General features: G+C 71.0%; 16 protein-coding genes. 7 read left to right on the forward strand and 9 right to left on the reverse strand.

Going from position 1 to position 15,392, the window contains the following annotated elements; genetic code table 11:
- Positions 1-191: hypothetical protein (locus ADK52_RS43270; RefSeq protein ID WP_234343269.1), on the forward strand; the 191-nt coding region annotated here is incomplete at its 5' end.
- A 220-nt stretch (positions 192-411) separates the two neighbouring features.
- Here ADK52_RS43270 and ADK52_RS02320 read toward each other — a convergent pair.
- On the reverse strand, positions 412-1,053 hold the full coding sequence (locus ADK52_RS02320; protein WP_053688088.1) for a DNA-3-methyladenine glycosylase: 642 nt from the start codon (positions 1,051-1,053) through the stop codon (positions 412-414).
- A gap of 111 nt (positions 1,054-1,164) precedes the next feature.
- Here ADK52_RS02320 and ADK52_RS02325 point away from each other — a divergent pair, with 111 nt between their 5' ends.
- The 3 genes from ADK52_RS02325 (at position 1,165) to ADK52_RS02335 (ending at position 3,180) form a co-directional block, all read left to right on the forward strand.
- Positions 1,165-1,947 carry a sporulation protein gene (locus ADK52_RS02325; protein WP_053688089.1) on the forward strand — a complete coding sequence of 261 codons (783 nt, stop codon included), beginning with the start codon at positions 1,165-1,167 and terminating at the stop codon, positions 1,945-1,947.
- A 46-nt stretch (positions 1,948-1,993) separates the two neighbouring features.
- Entirely contained in the window at positions 1,994-2,527 is a 534-nt protein-coding gene (locus ADK52_RS02330) for a YbhB/YbcL family Raf kinase inhibitor-like protein (RefSeq protein WP_053688090.1), read from the forward strand.
- A gap of 149 nt (positions 2,528-2,676) precedes the next feature.
- Complete coding sequence (locus tag ADK52_RS02335) at positions 2,677-3,180, forward strand: HNH endonuclease (protein WP_030162330.1); 504 nt, start codon at positions 2,677-2,679, stop codon at positions 3,178-3,180.
- An 81-nt stretch (positions 3,181-3,261) separates the two neighbouring features.
- On the opposite strand, the gene ADK52_RS02340 is transcribed toward ADK52_RS02335, so the two are convergent.
- The 4 genes from ADK52_RS02340 to ADK52_RS02355 all read right to left on the reverse strand — a co-directional run bounded on the left by ADK52_RS02340 (position 3,262) and on the right by ADK52_RS02355 (position 6,650).
- The gene (locus ADK52_RS02340) at positions 3,262-4,032 is read right to left on the reverse strand and encodes a sulfite exporter TauE/SafE family protein (protein ID WP_053688099.1); all 771 of its coding nucleotides are present in this window, start codon (positions 4,030-4,032) and stop codon (positions 3,262-3,264) included.
- Between the two features lie 105 nt (positions 4,033-4,137).
- On the reverse strand, positions 4,138-5,124 hold the full coding sequence (locus ADK52_RS02345; protein ID WP_053688091.1) for an SPFH domain-containing protein: 987 nt from the start codon (positions 5,122-5,124) through the stop codon (positions 4,138-4,140).
- A 101-nt stretch (positions 5,125-5,225) separates the two neighbouring features.
- The gene (locus tag ADK52_RS02350; RefSeq protein WP_053688092.1) at positions 5,226-5,654 is read right to left on the reverse strand and encodes an NfeD family protein; all 429 of its coding nucleotides are present in this window, start codon (positions 5,652-5,654) and stop codon (positions 5,226-5,228) included.
- A 195-nt stretch (positions 5,655-5,849) separates the two neighbouring features.
- A complete protein-coding gene (locus ADK52_RS02355) occupies positions 5,850-6,650 on the reverse strand; it encodes an ABC transporter ATP-binding protein (protein WP_030162321.1) in 801 nt (266 codons plus the stop codon).
- A gap of 145 nt (positions 6,651-6,795) precedes the next feature.
- On the opposite strand from ADK52_RS02355, the gene ADK52_RS02360 reads away from it, so the two are divergent.
- On the forward strand, positions 6,796-7,578 hold the full coding sequence (locus tag ADK52_RS02360; RefSeq protein WP_053688093.1) for a hypothetical protein: 783 nt from the start codon (positions 6,796-6,798) through the stop codon (positions 7,576-7,578).
- Positions 7,579-7,664: 86 nt separating this feature from the next.
- Here the strand turns inward: ADK52_RS02360 and ADK52_RS02365 are convergent, their stop codons facing one another.
- From ADK52_RS02365 to ADK52_RS02375, 3 genes are all read right to left on the reverse strand, one after another.
- The gene (locus ADK52_RS02365) at positions 7,665-7,910 is read right to left on the reverse strand and encodes a chaplin family protein (RefSeq protein ID WP_053688100.1); all 246 of its coding nucleotides are present in this window, start codon (positions 7,908-7,910) and stop codon (positions 7,665-7,667) included.
- A gap of 151 nt (positions 7,911-8,061) precedes the next feature.
- Complete coding sequence (locus tag ADK52_RS02370) at positions 8,062-8,703, reverse strand: response regulator (RefSeq protein WP_053688094.1); 642 nt, start codon at positions 8,701-8,703, stop codon at positions 8,062-8,064.
- The gene (locus ADK52_RS02375) at positions 8,696-9,841 is read right to left on the reverse strand and encodes a GAF domain-containing sensor histidine kinase (protein ID WP_053688095.1); all 1,146 of its coding nucleotides are present in this window, start codon (positions 9,839-9,841) and stop codon (positions 8,696-8,698) included. Before ADK52_RS02375 ends, ADK52_RS02370 begins: the two co-directional genes overlap by 8 nt.
- A gap of 473 nt (positions 9,842-10,314) precedes the next feature.
- Here ADK52_RS02375 and ADK52_RS02380 point away from each other — a divergent pair, with 473 nt between their 5' ends.
- Positions 10,315-11,028, forward strand: a complete 714-nt coding sequence (locus tag ADK52_RS02380) for a transglycosylase SLT domain-containing protein (protein ID WP_053688096.1) — start codon at positions 10,315-10,317, stop codon at positions 11,026-11,028.
- A 106-nt stretch (positions 11,029-11,134) separates the two neighbouring features.
- Here the strand turns inward: ADK52_RS02380 and ADK52_RS02385 are convergent, their stop codons facing one another.
- Positions 11,135-13,642 (reverse strand): FHA domain-containing protein, encoded by a 2,508-nt coding sequence (locus ADK52_RS02385; RefSeq protein ID WP_078987836.1) that lies wholly within the window; start codon positions 13,640-13,642, stop codon positions 11,135-11,137.
- A 253-nt stretch (positions 13,643-13,895) separates the two neighbouring features.
- Here ADK52_RS02385 and ADK52_RS02390 point away from each other — a divergent pair.
- Positions 13,896-15,392: streptophobe family protein (locus ADK52_RS02390; protein WP_159045825.1), on the forward strand; the 1,497-nt coding region annotated here is incomplete at its 3' end.

Below are 15,392 nucleotides of genomic sequence, written 5' to 3' on the forward strand. Positions count from 1 at the left end.
AACCTCATCCACCGAAGTGGACGGGGTATCAACTTCTGGCGTTGATTTTTGGCACGCTGTTGAGTTCTCAAGGAACGGACGCTTCCTTTGTACTCACCCGCAGTAACACTTACTGGGGCTTTCCTCCGGGCTTCGTTCTTCGTTTCCAACTCTACCAGATCATTTCTTCGTCGTTTCCGACTCGGATTTGAATTCGGTGGCCGTTGGGGGCCTTTGCCTTTCGGCGCTCCACCACTTTAGCGCTTATCCCTTGCGGCTCATAATCGAGCCACTGGATTCGAATTCGGGCATGCCGAAATCGACCCCGCCAGGGGAAGGTCGTAGGTAGTGGGTTGGCCGCCCCGGGGGTCTGCTGATGGCAGTGCCCCGTTCAAGCGGCTCGGGCTACGTTAGGCCTCCGCCAAGGTGGAGTCAAGTTGAACGGCGGCGTGGCGCATGGGCGCGATAGGGGCTCACCGTCGGGTCGTGCGTGATCCAGTAGCGGTACGGATGATCCGCGCCGGCGCCCCCGACTCCCGTGCGCGGGCCGTTGCTCACCAGGTCGGATGAGGTGGCGGTCCCCGTCAGCAATGCCAAGGGGGAATCGGGGCCGGCGCAGAGGTCGGTGCCGTCCAGGGAACGGTCGACCGCCAGGGCAGTGGCCAGGCGGGCCGGGCCTTTGGCCAGTTCCCGGTCGGTTCTGGCGGAAACTCGACGTTTGCGGGCCAGGTCGGCACCCACGGTGATCTCGCCCGCGCGCAGCAGCACCCCGCTCGCGTGGCCGGGCGGACCGCACACCAGGTTCAGGCTGAACCACATGCCGTAGATGAAGTAGACGTACGCGTGTCCGGGCGGACCGAACATCGATGCGTTGCGCGGGGTGCGCCCCCGGTAGGCGTGGGAGCCCGGGTCGGCCTCCCCCTCGTACGCCTCCACCTCCGTGATGCGGAGTTCCACGGGGCCTTCGGACGTACGGCGGACCAGGATCCGGCCGAGGAGGTCCGGGGCCACGGTGAGGACCGGCCGGTCGAAGAAGGACCGGGCCAGGGGCGTACGGTCGGGGCGCGCGCTCATCCGGTCGAGCGTAGTCCAACGCGCAGATCTGCAACCGGGGCCTAAGGTTCCGCGTTTGTCAGGGTGTACTCGTAAGCGGTAGTCGCACGAGCCTTCAAGGGGAGTCAGAGCATGGGGTTCAAGAAGCTGTTCGCGGCGCTGGGTGCCGGCGGTGCTTCGGTGGACACGATCATCACCGAGCCGAACGTCGTGCCGGGCGGGATCGTCCAGGGCGAGGTCCGCATCCAGGGCGGTTCCGTGGAGCAGCAGATCGAGGGCCTGTCCGTCGGTCTCCAGGCGCGGGTCGAGGTGGAGGGGAACGACCAGGAGTACAAGCAGGACATCGTCTTCACCAAGCAGCGTCTCGGCGGTGCCTTCCAGGTGCAGGCGGGCGCCCTGCACGTGGTGCCGTTCGGGCTGGAGATCCCGTGGGAGACACCGATCACCCACTTCGGGGGCCAGCACCTGCACGGGATGAACATCGGGGTCAGCACCGAGCTGGAGATCGCGCGCGCGGTGGACGCGGGCGACCTCGACCCGATCAACGTGCACCCGGTGCCGGCGCAGCAGGCGATCCTGGACGCCTTCCGTCAGCTCGGCTTCAGCTTCCGCAGCGCGGACATGGAGCGCGGGCACATCCGCGGGACCCGCCAGACGCTGCCGTTCTACCAGGAGATCGAGTTCCTGCCCCCGGCGCAGTACCGCGGGCTGAACCAGGTCGAGCTGACCTTCGTCTCGGACGGCCGCGAGATGGACGTCGTGCTGGAGATGGACAAGAAGTCGGGGCTGTTCTCCGAGGGCAGTGACACGTACCGCTGCTTCCAGGTGGGGCTCCAGTCGTACCAGGGGACCGATTGGGCGGCGTACCTCAACCAGTGGATCGCGTCCGTGGGTTCGCAGCGCAACTGGTTCTAGGCTCGGCCCGTCAACCGGTACTGGTTCGCGATCAGGAGGTTCAGCAGTGGCCGAGCAGAAGAGGGCGCCCCTTCCGCACGATTTCCACCCTCAGGTGCACGCGTTCTCGGTGGAGAGCGCGGATCTCGAGCCCGGTGGGGAGCTGGGCGCCGCCCAGGTGCTGAAGGGCGGGAACGTCTCTCCGCACCTGCGGTGGGAGGGGTTCCCGCAGGGGACGAAGAGCTTCGCCGTGACGTGCTTCGACCCGGACGCCCCGACGGGCAGCGGGTTCTGGCACTGGGTGCTCTTCGATCTGCCCGCTTCGGTCACCGAGCTGCCGGCCGGGGCGGGCAGCGGGAAGTTCGAGGGGCTGCCCGCCGGGGCCGTGCACGTACGCAACGACTACGGCACGAAGGACTTCGGCGGGGCGGCTCCGCCGGCCGGGGAGCGGCACCGTTACGTGTTCACCGTCTACGCGGTGGACCAGGAGAAGCTGGGCCCCGGTGCGGACGTCTCGCCGGCGGTCGTCGGATTCAACCTGCGGTTCCACTCGTTGGGACGGGCGCAGCTGATCGGTGAGTACGAGGACCCCGAGAGCTGATCGTTCCCCGTGCGTTTGCCCGGTCCTGGTCTAAAGGCGACCAGGACCGGGCATTTTTATTGCGTTGTCCCGCGTGGCGCGCGCGGCCAGAGTGGTTGCGGGCCCTGCCGCCAGTGTGGTCGCGGGCCTGCACACGGGAGGTGGGCGAGATGCGGGACACGCTGGTGCTGAATGCGAGCTTCGAGCCGCTGTCGACGGTGACGCTGAACCGGGCTGTGGTCCTGGTGCTCCAGGACAAGGCCGTGGTCGAGCAGTCTCATCCGGAACTGCGTGTGCGCGGTGCCTCCCTGGATCTTCCGCTGCCCCGGGTGATCAGGCTGTGCCGGTACGTACGGGTGCCGTTCCGAAGACATGCTCCCTGGTCACGGAGGGGGGTGCTGGTCCGGGACCAGCACCGGTGCGCGTACTGCGGGAAGCGCGCGACGACCGTGGACCACGTGCTGCCGCGGGCTCAGGGCGGTGGGGACACGTGGTTGAACACGGTGGCCTCCTGCGCCGAGGACAATCACCGCAAGGCGGCCCGGACTCCGGAGGAGGCGGGGATGCCGCTCCTCCGGAAGCCCTTCGTCCCGTCTCCGGCGGATGCCATGCTGCTGGCCCTGGGGGTGGGGGGCCGTGAGGCGCTGCCCGAGTGGCTGGAGCGTTCCGCCTAGTACGGCCGGCGCGGCCGGTGCAGCAGCCGGTACGGATGGATGACCGCAGGTGCGCTGGGTGACGTATTTCCCGTACGTCGCTCAGCGCAGCAGCAGCTGGACGATGGCGAGCACGCCGACCACGACGATGACTCCGCGGAGCACGGTCGGTGAGAGGCGGCGGCCGACCTTGGCGCCGATCTGGCCGCCGAGGGTGGAACCGACGGCGATCAGGACCACGGCCGTCCAGTCGAACTCGGCGACGAAGAGGAAGAAGACGGCTGCGATGCCGTTGACGAGGGCGGCGAGGACGTTCTTGACGGCGTTGATCCGCTGTAGGTCCTCGTGGAACGACAGGCCCATCAAGCCGACGTAGAGCACGCCCTGGGCGGCGCCGAAGTAGCCCCCGTACGCGCTGGCGAACAGCATTCCGGTGAGCAGGGCGGGGCCGCCGTCGGGGTGTCCGGGTTCGGTGCCGGCGGCTTCCTGGCGCCTGCGCAGGGCCGCGGCGAGGCGGGGCTGGAGGACGACGAGCACGAGGGCGAGTCCGATGAGGACGGGCACGATCGTGTCGAAGGAGTCCGACGGCAGGGTGAGGAGCAGGATGGCGCCCGCGAGTCCGCCGACGAGGGAGACGGCGCCGAGCCGCAGGATGCGGCCGCGCTGGCCCTGGAGCTCCTTGCGGTAGCCGATGGCTCCGCTGACGGCACCGGGCACCAGGCCGAGGGTGTTGGACACGTTGGCGGTGACCGGCGGGAGTCCGGTGGCGAGCAGCACCGGGAAGGTGATGAGGGTGCCGGAGCCGACGATGGTGTTGATCGTGCCGGCGCCGATGCCGGCCGCGAACACCGCGAGTGATTCCCAGGGGGACATCGAGAGCAGAGACATGGACTGAGCCATCCCCTTTGCATGAGTGAGTCGCCTCCCCGCCATGAAGGTCGAGGGGCCTCACTGATCATGCAGGAGGGGACGGGCCGGTCAGTCGATGGGGGGCTGTTCGCGGCGCTCGGCGGCGGCCTTGTCGGCCGCACCGGCGCCCTGGCCGCCGTCCTTGCCGGAGTTCTGCGGGTTGAAGCCCGAACCTCCGCCCATGGGGCCGAAGTTGCCCATGGCTCCCGAGAGGCCCTTGAGGGCGTCTCCGATCTCGCTGGGCACGATCCAGAGCTTGTTGGCGTCGCCTTCGGCGATCTTCGGGAGCATCTGGAGGTACTGGTAGGCGAGGAGCTTCTGGTCGGCGTCACCGGCGTGGATGGACTCGAAGACCGTACGGATGGCCTGCGCCTCGCCCTCGGCCTTCAGCGCGGCGGCCTTGGCCTCACCCTCGGCTCGCAGGATGGAGGACTGCTTCTCGCCTTCGGCTCGCAGGATCTCGGACTGCCGGACACCCTCGGCCTGGAGGATCGCGGCGCGCTTGTCCCGGTCGGCGCGCATCTGCTTCTCCATCGAGTCCTGGATGGAGGTCGGCGGCTCGATCGCCTTGAGCTCGACGCGGTTGACGCGGATGCCCCACTTGCCGGTGGCCTCGTCGAGGACTCCGCGCAGGGCGGCGTTGATCTCCTCGCGGGAGGTCAGGGTCCGCTCCAGGTCCATGCCGCCGATGATGTTGCGCAGGGTGGTGACGGTGAGCTGCTCGATGGCCTGGATGTAGCTGGCGACCTCGTACGTCGCGGCCCGCGCGTCGGTCACCTGGTAGTAGATGACCGTGTCGATGTTGACGACCAGGTTGTCCTGGGTGATGACCGGCTGGGGCGGGAACGGCACGACCTGTTCGCGCAGGTCGATGCGGTTGCGGATGGAGTCGATGAACGGGACGACGATGTTGAGGCCCGCGTTGAGGGTGCGCGTGTAGCGGCCGAAGCGTTCGACGATGGCGGCGCTGGCCTGCGGGATCACCTGGATCGTCTTGACCAGTGCGATGAAGACCAGAACCACCAGAATGATCAGGACGATGATGATCGATGACATGCGGTTCCCCGTGCCCTTCCGGCTGTCCGTGCTGCCCCGTTGATCGGAGTCTCGCAGACCCCGGGGCCGCGGGTCGGCTGCTTGGCTCAAGCTCGACTAGCTCACATCACGACCGCGGTGGCTCCGTCGATCTCGACGACGTCCACCAACTGGCCGGGTTCGAAGCTGCTTTCCGCGTCGAGCGTGCGGGCGGACCAGACCTCGCCGGCGAGTTTGATGCGGCCTCCGCTGCCGTCGACGCGTTCGAGGACGAGCGCGCTTCTGCCCTTCAACGCGTCGATTCCGGAGCGGTGTTGGGGCCGCTGCTCACGGTGGTGGTTGGCGATCGAGCGGACGACGGCGACGAGCGCCACGGACACGATCACGAAGACCAGGACCTGGGCGACCACTCCCCCGCCGAACGCCGCCGTGACGGCGGCGGCGAGCGCGCCGACGGCGAACATGCCGAACTCGGGCATCGCCGTCAGGACGAGGGGAATGCCCAGTCCGACCGCGCCGATGAGCCACCACAGCCACGCGTCGATGTTCACATGGTCATGGTAGGTCGGGCGGGCACGGTCGGGACAGGGTGCGACGGTGCGCGGACCGACCGTGCGGGCGCGCCGGTACGGGCGGCGCCGGTACGGGCGGCGCCGGTACGGGCGGCGCCGGTACGGGCGGCGCCGGTACGGGCGGCGCCGGTACGGGCGGTGCGCGTACCGGCGCCGCCCGTACCGGTGGCCGTGCTAGCGCAGCGGGAGGCCCTGGGCGGTCCAGCGGTCGCTGTCGTTGCGCTCGACGACCAGGGGGAGGCCGAAGCACAGCGAGAGGTTGCGCGAGGTCAGTTCGAGGTCGATCGGGCCCGCGGTGACGACCTTGCCCTGGCGGATCATCAGGACGTGGGTGAAGCCGGGGGCGATCTCCTCGACGTGGTGCGTGACCATCGCCATGGACGGCGCGAGCGGGTCGCGGGCGAGGCGGCCGAGGCGGCGTACGAGGTCCTCGCGGCCGCCGAGGTCGAGGCCGGCGGCGGGCTCGTCGAGGAGGAGGAGCTCGGGGTCGGTCATCAGGGCGCGGGCGATCAGGGTGCGCTTGCGCTCGCCCTCGGAGAGGGTGCCGAACTTCCGGTCGAGGTACTCCGTCATGCCGAGGCGGTCGAGGAAGGCGCGGGCGCGCTGCTCGTCGATCTCCTCGTACTCCTCCTGCCAGGTCGCCGTCATGCCGTACGCGGCGGTGAGGACGGTCTGCAGGACGGTCTGGCGCTTGGGGAGCTTGTCGGCCAGGGCGATCCCGGCGACGCCGATGCGCGGGCGCAGCTCGAAGACGTCGCTGCCGGGCTTGCCGAGGGTGCTGCCGAGGATGGTGGCGGCGCCCTTGGTGGGGAAGAGGTAGCTGGAGGCGAGGTTCAGCAGCGTGGTCTTGCCGGCGCCGTTGGGGCCGAGGATCACCCAGCGCTCCCCCTCCTTCACCGACCAGGAGACCTGGTCCACCAGAGCCCGGCCCTCGCGGACCACGGATACGTCCACCAGCTCCAGAACATCGCTCATGAGCGTGTTGTCTCCCCTTGCAGTCTCGGTTTCGTCTGTGCACCGGTAGGCGCAGCCCCAGGGGAAAACCTACGCCACTCGGCGAGGGGTCCGGGCGCCAGGTTGGCCGCGGGGGCCGATCCGCGCCGATCCGTAAAGTGGGGGAATGCTTTTCGAACCACGTTCAGGGCGGTTGGCCGCCTGGGGGAACGCACTGCTGGCCGGTTTGGTCTCGCCCGACGAGGCCGTGTTGTCGATCGTGGGCGAGGACGCCGTGCACCGGGTGGAAGGGCTTCCGGGCGAATCGGGTCCGGTGGGTCTGACGCTGGCGCTCGGCCGGATGCGGGCGCTGGGGGTGACCGGGCTGCGGGTGGCGCTGCCCGCGCCGGGGCATCCGCTGGGGCTGAGCGGGCCGGCCGAGTTCAACGCGCGGGCGCTGGAGGCCGAGGAGGCGGTGGTCGCGGTGGGCGCGTCGCTGGGTCTGGTGCCGGAGGTGGCCGAGGCCGGGCCGCGGGGGGACGTGCACGTCTCGGTGACGTGGCACTGCCTGCCCGTACGGGAGGCCCCGCCGGCGGACGTGCCGTCGCTCGGTGAGGCGGAGCGGGAGCTGGCGGAGGCGCTGCGCGAGGCGACGGTGGCGCTGACCCGGCTGGACGTGGCGGGGTCGGGTCCGGTGGCGGAGGCCGCGCTGTCGGCGTACCGGGCGCGGGCGGACGCCGGGCGGGAGGTGCTGGCGCCGGGGTATCCGCCGCGGGCGGTACGGGTGCTGGCGCTGGCGCAGCGGGTGGACCTGCTGGTGTCGCTGGCGTACGAGCACGGGCCGGGCGGCGCGGTGGCCGCCTCGGAGATGGCGGCGCGGGCGGAGGCCTTGCGGCCGGTGGAGCGGGTGGCGCGGCGCGCGCTGGTCGCCGCGTACAACTCGGCGGTCGAGGAGCGCGAGCGGGGCTAGGGGGCCCGTCCCGCCGTCCTGGACGCACTGCGGCCCCGCTTCCCGGGGAGAGGTGGGGGAAGCGGGGCCGGTGCGCGGGAGCGGGATCAGGCGTTGACGCCCGTGTTGCCCCAGACGCCGTTCAGCAGGCCGATCACCGTGACCGTGTTGCCGACCACGTTCACCGGGACGTGGACGGGGACCTGGACCTGGTTTCCGGAGACGACTCCGGGCGAGCCCACGGCCTGGCCGTCGGCCGACGCACCGCCGTGCGCCGAGGAGACACCGGCGCCCACGGCAAGGAGGCCGCCCGCGATCACGGTGACGGCAGTGGCCTTCTTGATGTTCTTCACGTTCTTCGTCCTCCAGTACGTCTGCCGCGGCCAGCCGCCGCTGCACGTCATGAAGAACGGGTCATCTGACGAACGGGATACGCCATGTGGGCTACATCCACCCGACCGTATGAATCTGCGATCGGAACCGGACGGTCCGTTCCGGCCGGGTTCAGTCCGCGATTCCGTGCCTGACCGCCCACAACGCCGCCTGGGTGCGGTCCGCGAGGTCGAGCTTCATCAGGATGTTCGAGACGTGCGTCTTGACCGTCTTCTCCGACAGGACCAGCGCGCGGGCGATCTCCCGGTTGGACCGGCCGTCCGCGATCAGGGACAGCACCTCCTGCTCCCGCTCGGTCAGGGAGCCGCCCCGGCTCGACGGAGGCGGTCCGTCCTGGGAGAGCAGGGCCTCGGCCACCTCCGGCTGGAGCAGCACGTGGCCGGCGTGGACGGAGCGGATGGCTCCGGCCAGGGCGTCGGGGTCGATGTCCTTGTAGACGTATCCGGCGGCGCCGCCCCGCAGGGCCGGGACCACCGTCCGCTGCTCGGTGAAGCTGGTGACGATCAGCACCCGCGCCGGGTTCGCCAGGGCGCGCAGCCTGCGCAGGGCCTCGATGCCGTCCGTGCCCGGCATCTTGATGTCCATCAGGATCACGTCCGGCCGCAGCTCCTCGGCGCGGGCCACTCCTTCCTCTCCGTCGGCGGCCTCCCCGACCACCTCGATGTCGTCCTGTACCTCCAGGAACGTGCGCAGGCCGCGGCGGACCACCTGGTGGTCGTCCACCAGCAGGACGCGGATGGGCGTGTCAGCCACCGGGGACCTCCATCTCGATCGTGGTGCCCGTACCGGGCTCCGAGTGCACGGTGAGGCGGCCGCCGACGCCGCCCGCCCGGTCCCGCATGGAGACCAGGCCCAGGTGGCGTCCGGCCGCGCGGATCGAGGAAGGGGAGAAGCCGCTTCCGTTGTCCGTGACGGTCAGCACGGCTCCCGCGGCGCGGCGGGCGAGGGTGACCTCGACGCGGTCGCCGCCCGAGTGCCGCAGGGCGTTGTGGAGGGCCTCCTGGGCGACCCGGAGCAGCGCCTCCTCCTGGGTCGCCGGGAGGGCCCGTACGCCGTCACAGGTGAAGGTGACGTGCGCGGTGTGGGCGCGGTCCAGTACGTGGACCTGGTCGCGCAGGGTGGCGACCAGGCCGTCCTCGTCGAGCCCGGCCGGACGCAGCTCGGTCACGGCGGAGCGCAGCTCGTCGGCGGCCTCCGCGGCGAGGGCGGCGACCTGCTGGAGCTCGCCCTTGGCGCGGGCCGGGTCGCGGTCGACGAGGGCGGCGGCGGCCTGGGCGGTCAGGCGGAGCGAGAAGAGCTTCTGGGCGACGGCGTCGTGCAGCTCGTGGGCGAGGCGGGAGCGCTCCTCGGCGATGGTGAGCTCGCGGCTGCGCTCGTAGAGCCGGGCGTTGGTGAGGGCGATCGCCGCGTGCTGGGCGAGGAGGGCGAGGAGCTCCTCGTCCTCCTCGGTGAAGCCTCCGGGGCTCCTCTTGTTCGCGAGGAAGAGGGCGCCGAGGGTCTCCTCGCCGTCGCGGACGGGCTGGCCGAGGAAGTCGGACATCTCGGGGTGGGCGGGGGGCCAGCCCTCGAAGCGGGGGTCCTCGCGTACGTCGGCCAGCCGCTCGGCGCCGTCCTGGTGGAGCATCGCGGCGAGGATGCCGTGCTGGCGGGGCAGCGGGCCGATCCGGCGCCACTGCTCCTCGCTGATGCCGTCCACGACGAACTGGGCGAAGCCGCCGTGGTCGTCCGGGACGCCCAGGGCCGCGTACTCGGCGTCGAGCAGCTGGCGGGCGGAGACGACGATCGTGCGCAGGACGTCACGGACCTCCAGCCGGCGGCTCATGGCCAGGAGCGCGGTGCTCACGGCGGCGAGGCCGCCCCGGGGGCCGCCGAAGACGGGACTACCAGTCATGGGCTCACCGTACTCGCGGCTCTGACCTGCGGGATCGGGCCCGGGCCCTAGGACCGGGGGCGGTGCGTCCTCCTCCTTTGGGAGGGGGGTGCGGGGCCCTTCTCTGCCCTGGGGATGAGGGCTGCGGCGGGCTCGTGGTCCTCAGGGTGGAGAATTCCGTTACAGATTGCATTGCTGTCGCAACGCTTGGTGAGACCGTTACGTGGCCGATGTGAGCCCGCACATAGGACCCAGGTCACTTACGAAGACGCCTAGTGGACGCATAAAGACCGTGTCAGCGCTGCCGCGCCTAGCCCCCGGCCCGGAATTCCGGGCTCGTCGACGCACCCTGATCCACTAAGCGGGATCGTACGTCACACCTTTGCCAGGCGATTTTGCCGCCGCTAAGAATTGCTCCCGTCGCACAGCGCCGCGGATCCCGGATCCGAGCGGCGCTTTCCTGCGGCTCCCGCTATTCGAAGAGGTTGCTACGCATGTCCAAGACCAGCACCCCCGGCCACAGTCGTCGTCTGACGAAGGCGCACAAGATGTCCTTCGCCGCGTTCGCCACCATCGGCGCCGCCGCCCTGGCCGCCACCGTTGTCCCCGCCGGCACCGCCGACGCCGGTACGACCGTGAACGCCGCCCCCGTGGCGTGGAGCCAGGCCGTCGAGGGTGTCCAGGCCAAGACCGTGCAGCACCTCAGCGCCCAGACCAAGCTGGCCACGGACGCCGCGAAGGTCGAGACCGCGATCAAGGCCAAGGCCGCCGCGACCGCGAAGGCGAAGGCCGACGCCGACGCGAAGGCCAAGGCCGAGGCCAAGGCGAAGAAGGACCGCGAGGCGAAGGCGGCTGCCAGCCGCTCCACCGTCCGCAAGCCGGTCTACGCGAACAACCTTGACGGCTGGATCAAGGAATCGCTGTCGATCATGAAGGCGCACAAGATTCCGGGCACGTACAACGGCCTGTACAAGAACATCATGCGCGAGTCGAGCGGCAACCCGCGGGCGATCAACAACTGGGACATCAACGCCCAGAACGGCATCCCCTCGAAGGGCCTGCTCCAGGTCATCAAGCCGACCTTCCTCGCGTACCACGTCCCCGGCACCCCGCTGGACCAGTACCACCCGGTCGCCAACATCGTCGCCGCGGCCAACTACGCCGCCGACCGTTACGGCTCGATCGACAACGTCAACAGCGCCTACTAAGGGCCGCTGGCGGGCGGAGCAACCCCCATGCGCCTCAGGGCGGCACCCGGTGTCCGGGTGCCGCCCTGAGGCGTTTGGTGCGGGGTGTTCGCCGGAGCGGGTCCGACTAGTTGCGCATGACCTCGGGCTCGTGGCGGCGCAGCAGCTTCTGCACCGCGAAGCCGCAGGCCACGCCGATGAGCAGCAGGATCGTGATGTTCACGCCCCACTGGGCGACGGAGTGCTCCCACAGCGGGTCGGTGTTGGTCGGGTTCTGCTGGTCCCACGGCGGCATGAGCTTGCCGAGGTCGAGCGTGGTGCCCGCGGCGGCGACCGCCCAGCGCGAGGGCATCAGCCAGGCGAACTGCTCCAGGCCCGGCGAGTCGTACACCTGGAAGAGGATGCCGGTGAAGACGACCTGGACGATCGCGAACATGACCAGCAGCGGCATGGTCTTCTCGGCGGTCTTCACCAGCGAGGAGATCACCAGGCCGAACATCATCGACGTGAAGCCGAGCGCGGTGACCGACAGGCAGAGCTCGACGGCCGGCGGCATGAGCAGGCCCTCGGTGGGCAGGTCGCGCGGGATGAAGCCGATGGCGCAGATGACCGCGCCCTGGATGGCCGTGATGAAGCCGAGGACGATCACCTTCGACATGAGGTACGCCGACCGGGACAGACCGGTGGCGCGCTCGCGCTCGTAGATGACCCGTTCCTTGATCAGCTCACGGACCGAGTTCGCCGCGCCCGAGAAGCACATGCCCACGCAGAGGATCAGCATGATCGTGCCGGCGTCGCCGTTGAACCGGGACGGCGGCTTCGGGGGCGCGAGGCCGAACGTCGCGGGGATGACCGTCGAGACCACGCCCAGGACCGCGGGCAGGATCAGCATCAGGGCCAGGAAGCCCCGGTCGGACGCGATCACCGAGACGTAGCGGCGGATCAGGGTCCACAGCTGGTCGCCCCAGCCCTGCGCCTTCGGCGGCATCATCTGCTGCATCGGCGGCATGGCGACCTGCTGGGGGGCGACCGCGTCGAGGTCGGCGGCGTACAGCTGGTAGTGCTGCGAGCCCTTCCAGCGGCCGGCCCAGTCGTAGTCGCGGTAGTTCTCGAACGCCGAGAAGACGTCCGCCCACGTGCTGTAGCCGAAGAAGTTCAGCGCCTCGTCCGGCGGACCGAAGTACGCGACCGAACCGCCCGGGGCCATGACCAGCAGCTTGTCGCACAGCGACAGCTCGGCCACGGAGTGCGTGACGACGAGGACCGTGCGGCCGTCGTCGGCGAGGCCGCGCAGCAGCTGCATGACGTCGCGGTCCATGCCCGGGTCGAGGCCGGAGGTGGGCTCGTCGAGGAAGATCAGCGAGGGCTTGGTGAGGAGCTCCAGGGCCACGGACACGCGCTTGCGCTGACCACCGGAGAGCGAGGTGATCTTCTTGTCCTTGTGGATGTCGAGCTTGAGCTCGCGCAGGACCTCGTCGATGCGGGCGGCGCGCTCGGCCTCGGCGGTGTCGCCGGGGAAGCGGAGCTTGGCCGCGTACTTGAGGGCCGTGCTGACCTTCAGCTCCTTGTGCAGGATGTCGTCCTGCGGGACCAGGCCGATGCGCTGGCGGAGCTCTGCGAACTGCTTGTACAGGTTGCGGTTGTCGTAGAGGACGTCGCCCTGGTTGGCGGGCCGGTAGCCGGTCAGCGCCTTGAGGAGCGTCGACTTTCCGGAGCCGGAGGGTCCGATGACGCCGATGAGCGACTTCTCCGGGACGCCGAAGGTGACGTCCTTGAGGATCTGCTTGCCGCCGTCGACCGTGACCGTGAGGTGGCGGGCCGAGAAGGAGACGTCACCGGTGTCGACGAACTCCTCGAGCCGGTCGCCCACGATCCGGAACGTCGAGTGGCCGACGCCGACGATGTCGTTCGGGCCGAGCAGCGCGGTGCCGGACTTGGGCAGCGGCTGGCCGTTGACGTAGGTGCCGTTGTGGCTGCCGAGGTCGTGGATCTCGAAGCGGCCGCCCGTGGAGCGGAACTCCGCGTGGAGGCGCGAGACCTGGAGGTCCGATACGACCAGTTCGTTCTCCAGCGCACGGCCGATCCGCATGACGCGGCCGACGGCGATCTGGTGGAACGTGGTCGGGCTGCGGTCACCGCCGTAGGCGGGGGCCGCGCCCTGCTGCTGCGGGATATGCGGCTGCTGAGGCTGCTGGTGCGGCTGCTGCTGCCAGGCCTGCTGCTGCGGCTGGTGGGCCTGCGCCGGGGCCTGGTACGCCGGGGCGGCCTGCTGGGCCGGGGCCTGGTAGGCGGGCGCCGGGGCCTGGTAGGCCGCAGCGGCCTGCTGCGGCGCGGCGGCCGCGGCCGCTGCGCTCAGATTCAGCCGCGGCCCGTCGGTGGCGTTGCCCAGGTGCACCGGCGTACCGGGCACGAGCTCGGTCTGCTGGACCCTCGCGCCGTGCACGTAGGTGCCGTTGGTGCTGCCGTGGTCCTCAATGCCCCAACCCCGGCCGTTCCAGGCGATGGTGGCATGCCGCCACGACACCCGGGCGTCGTCGATGACCACGTCTCCCTGGGGGTCGCGCCCCAACGAGTACGACCTGGACGGATCGAGCGTCCAGGTCCTTCCATTCAATTCCAGTACGAGTTCCGGCACTCCAGCCCCACTTAAGTCCCCCGAGAATCCCCCTGACGCCAGGGAGTCCGACGTCAGGGAGTCTAGGGATGGCGAACATCCGGGGGAACTATTTCAGGCCTGGGGCCACATGTGGAATCGGGGCCTTCCCGAGGCGTCTACGTCTGCCCGTTGACGGGGGCGAAAGTCACCCGGAGAGTGAGATACGGGACTTCTCGCCCTGGCTGACCCCGTCCCGCTCGGCACGCACGCTCGACACGCACCGGGGGTACGCATGCGCCGCATTCGCTGGGGAGACGTGGTCCTGTCGGGTATCGCCGCCACCGGCTGGGCCCTCGTCGCCATGGCCGCGGTCGCCGCCCTGGGGCTCCACCTGCTGGGCGCCGACGCCGCGGGAGGCTCGCTCGGGGCGATGACCGCCGCCGTGGTGGTCCTGGCGATCGGCGGCGCGGTCGCCCCGTCGGGGGACGTGTCCGTCCTCGGGATCACCGGGCCGGGCGCCCCGTCCTCGCTGGACGTCATGCCGCTGGGAGTGGGGCTGGCCGGGGCGCTGGTCCTGGCCGGGATCTTCCTGCGCTCGATCCGGACCGGGGCGCCCCGCGGTGAACTCCCCGCCCGGGCGGCCGCGGTGGCGGTGCTGCTCGTCGGCGCGGCGGGCGGGCTCGCCCGGGCCGGGCACGAGGTGGTCACCCTGGACGGGCCGCGGCTGCCGAGGACCCCGTCGAAGGTGGTGGTCCCGGGGATCGGGGACATCGGCGGGCTGCTCCCGGACCGCGTCGGCGACCTGATCGACACCCGGGCCCGGGTGGGGTTCTCGGTGGAGACCGGGCCGACGCTGCTGGGCGCGGCGGTGTGGGCGCTGTCCGTACTGGCGGTGGCGCTGCTCGCTTCGCGGCGCGGACCGGCGGCGTTCGCGCGGCTGCGGCCGGCGGTGTCGGCGCTGGTGACGGCCCTGCTGGTGGCGGTGGCGGCCGGGCTGGCGGCCGCGGTGTGGGCGGCCGCCGGCGACGAGCATCCGGGGCGGGTGCTGGGCGCCGCGCTGCTGGGGGCGCCGAACGGGGCCTGGACGGGGGTGCTGCTGGGGCTCCTCGTACCGTTCGACGGCCGGGCCACGGGCACGCTGGGCCGGCTGCTGCCGGATCCGCTGGACGATCTGCTGGGGATGTCCGGGCGGGAGCCGGTGACGGTGTCCCGGCTCGCGGAGTACGACGGGCGGGTCTGGCTCCTGGTCGCGGGGGTGGGGCTGCTGCTGCTCTGCGCCGGTGTGCTGGCCGCCGTACGGACTCCCGGGCGCGGGATCGCGGCGTGCGCGGTGCGGCTGTCGGCCGCGACCGGGGTGGCGCTGGCCGTGCTGGTGCTGCTGACGGGGGTGTCGGTTGACGCCTCGCTGTCGGTGCTCGGTGTCGATGCGGTGGATGCCGGGCTGGAGCTGCGGGGCGAGACGCCGTACGCGCTGGCGCTCGGGGCGCTCTGGGGTGCGGTGGCGGGCGGGGCGGGGGCCCTGCTCGCCGGCCGGCGCCGTCCGCCGCGGCCGGTGCCGGTGCCGTTGCCGGCCGCCCGGCCCGGCGGGGCGGCCGGGGCGGCCTCCGAGGCGCCGACGGCCCCGTACCGGCCCCCGCCGGGGCGGCCGTACCCGTACGCCCCTCCCGAGCCCGAGACCGAGCCCTGCGCGGAGCCGGACGGCTCCTGGGACGTCACGATCACCCGGCTGCCCCGGAGGCCCGCCGGCCGGCCGGCGCCGCGCCACCGCCCGCCGTTCACCCCGCCGCCG

Origin of the sequence: Streptomyces sp. WM6372, from assembly GCF_001279655.1 — a bacterium.
GTDB lineage: Bacteria > Actinomycetota > Actinomycetes > Streptomycetales > Streptomycetaceae > Streptomyces.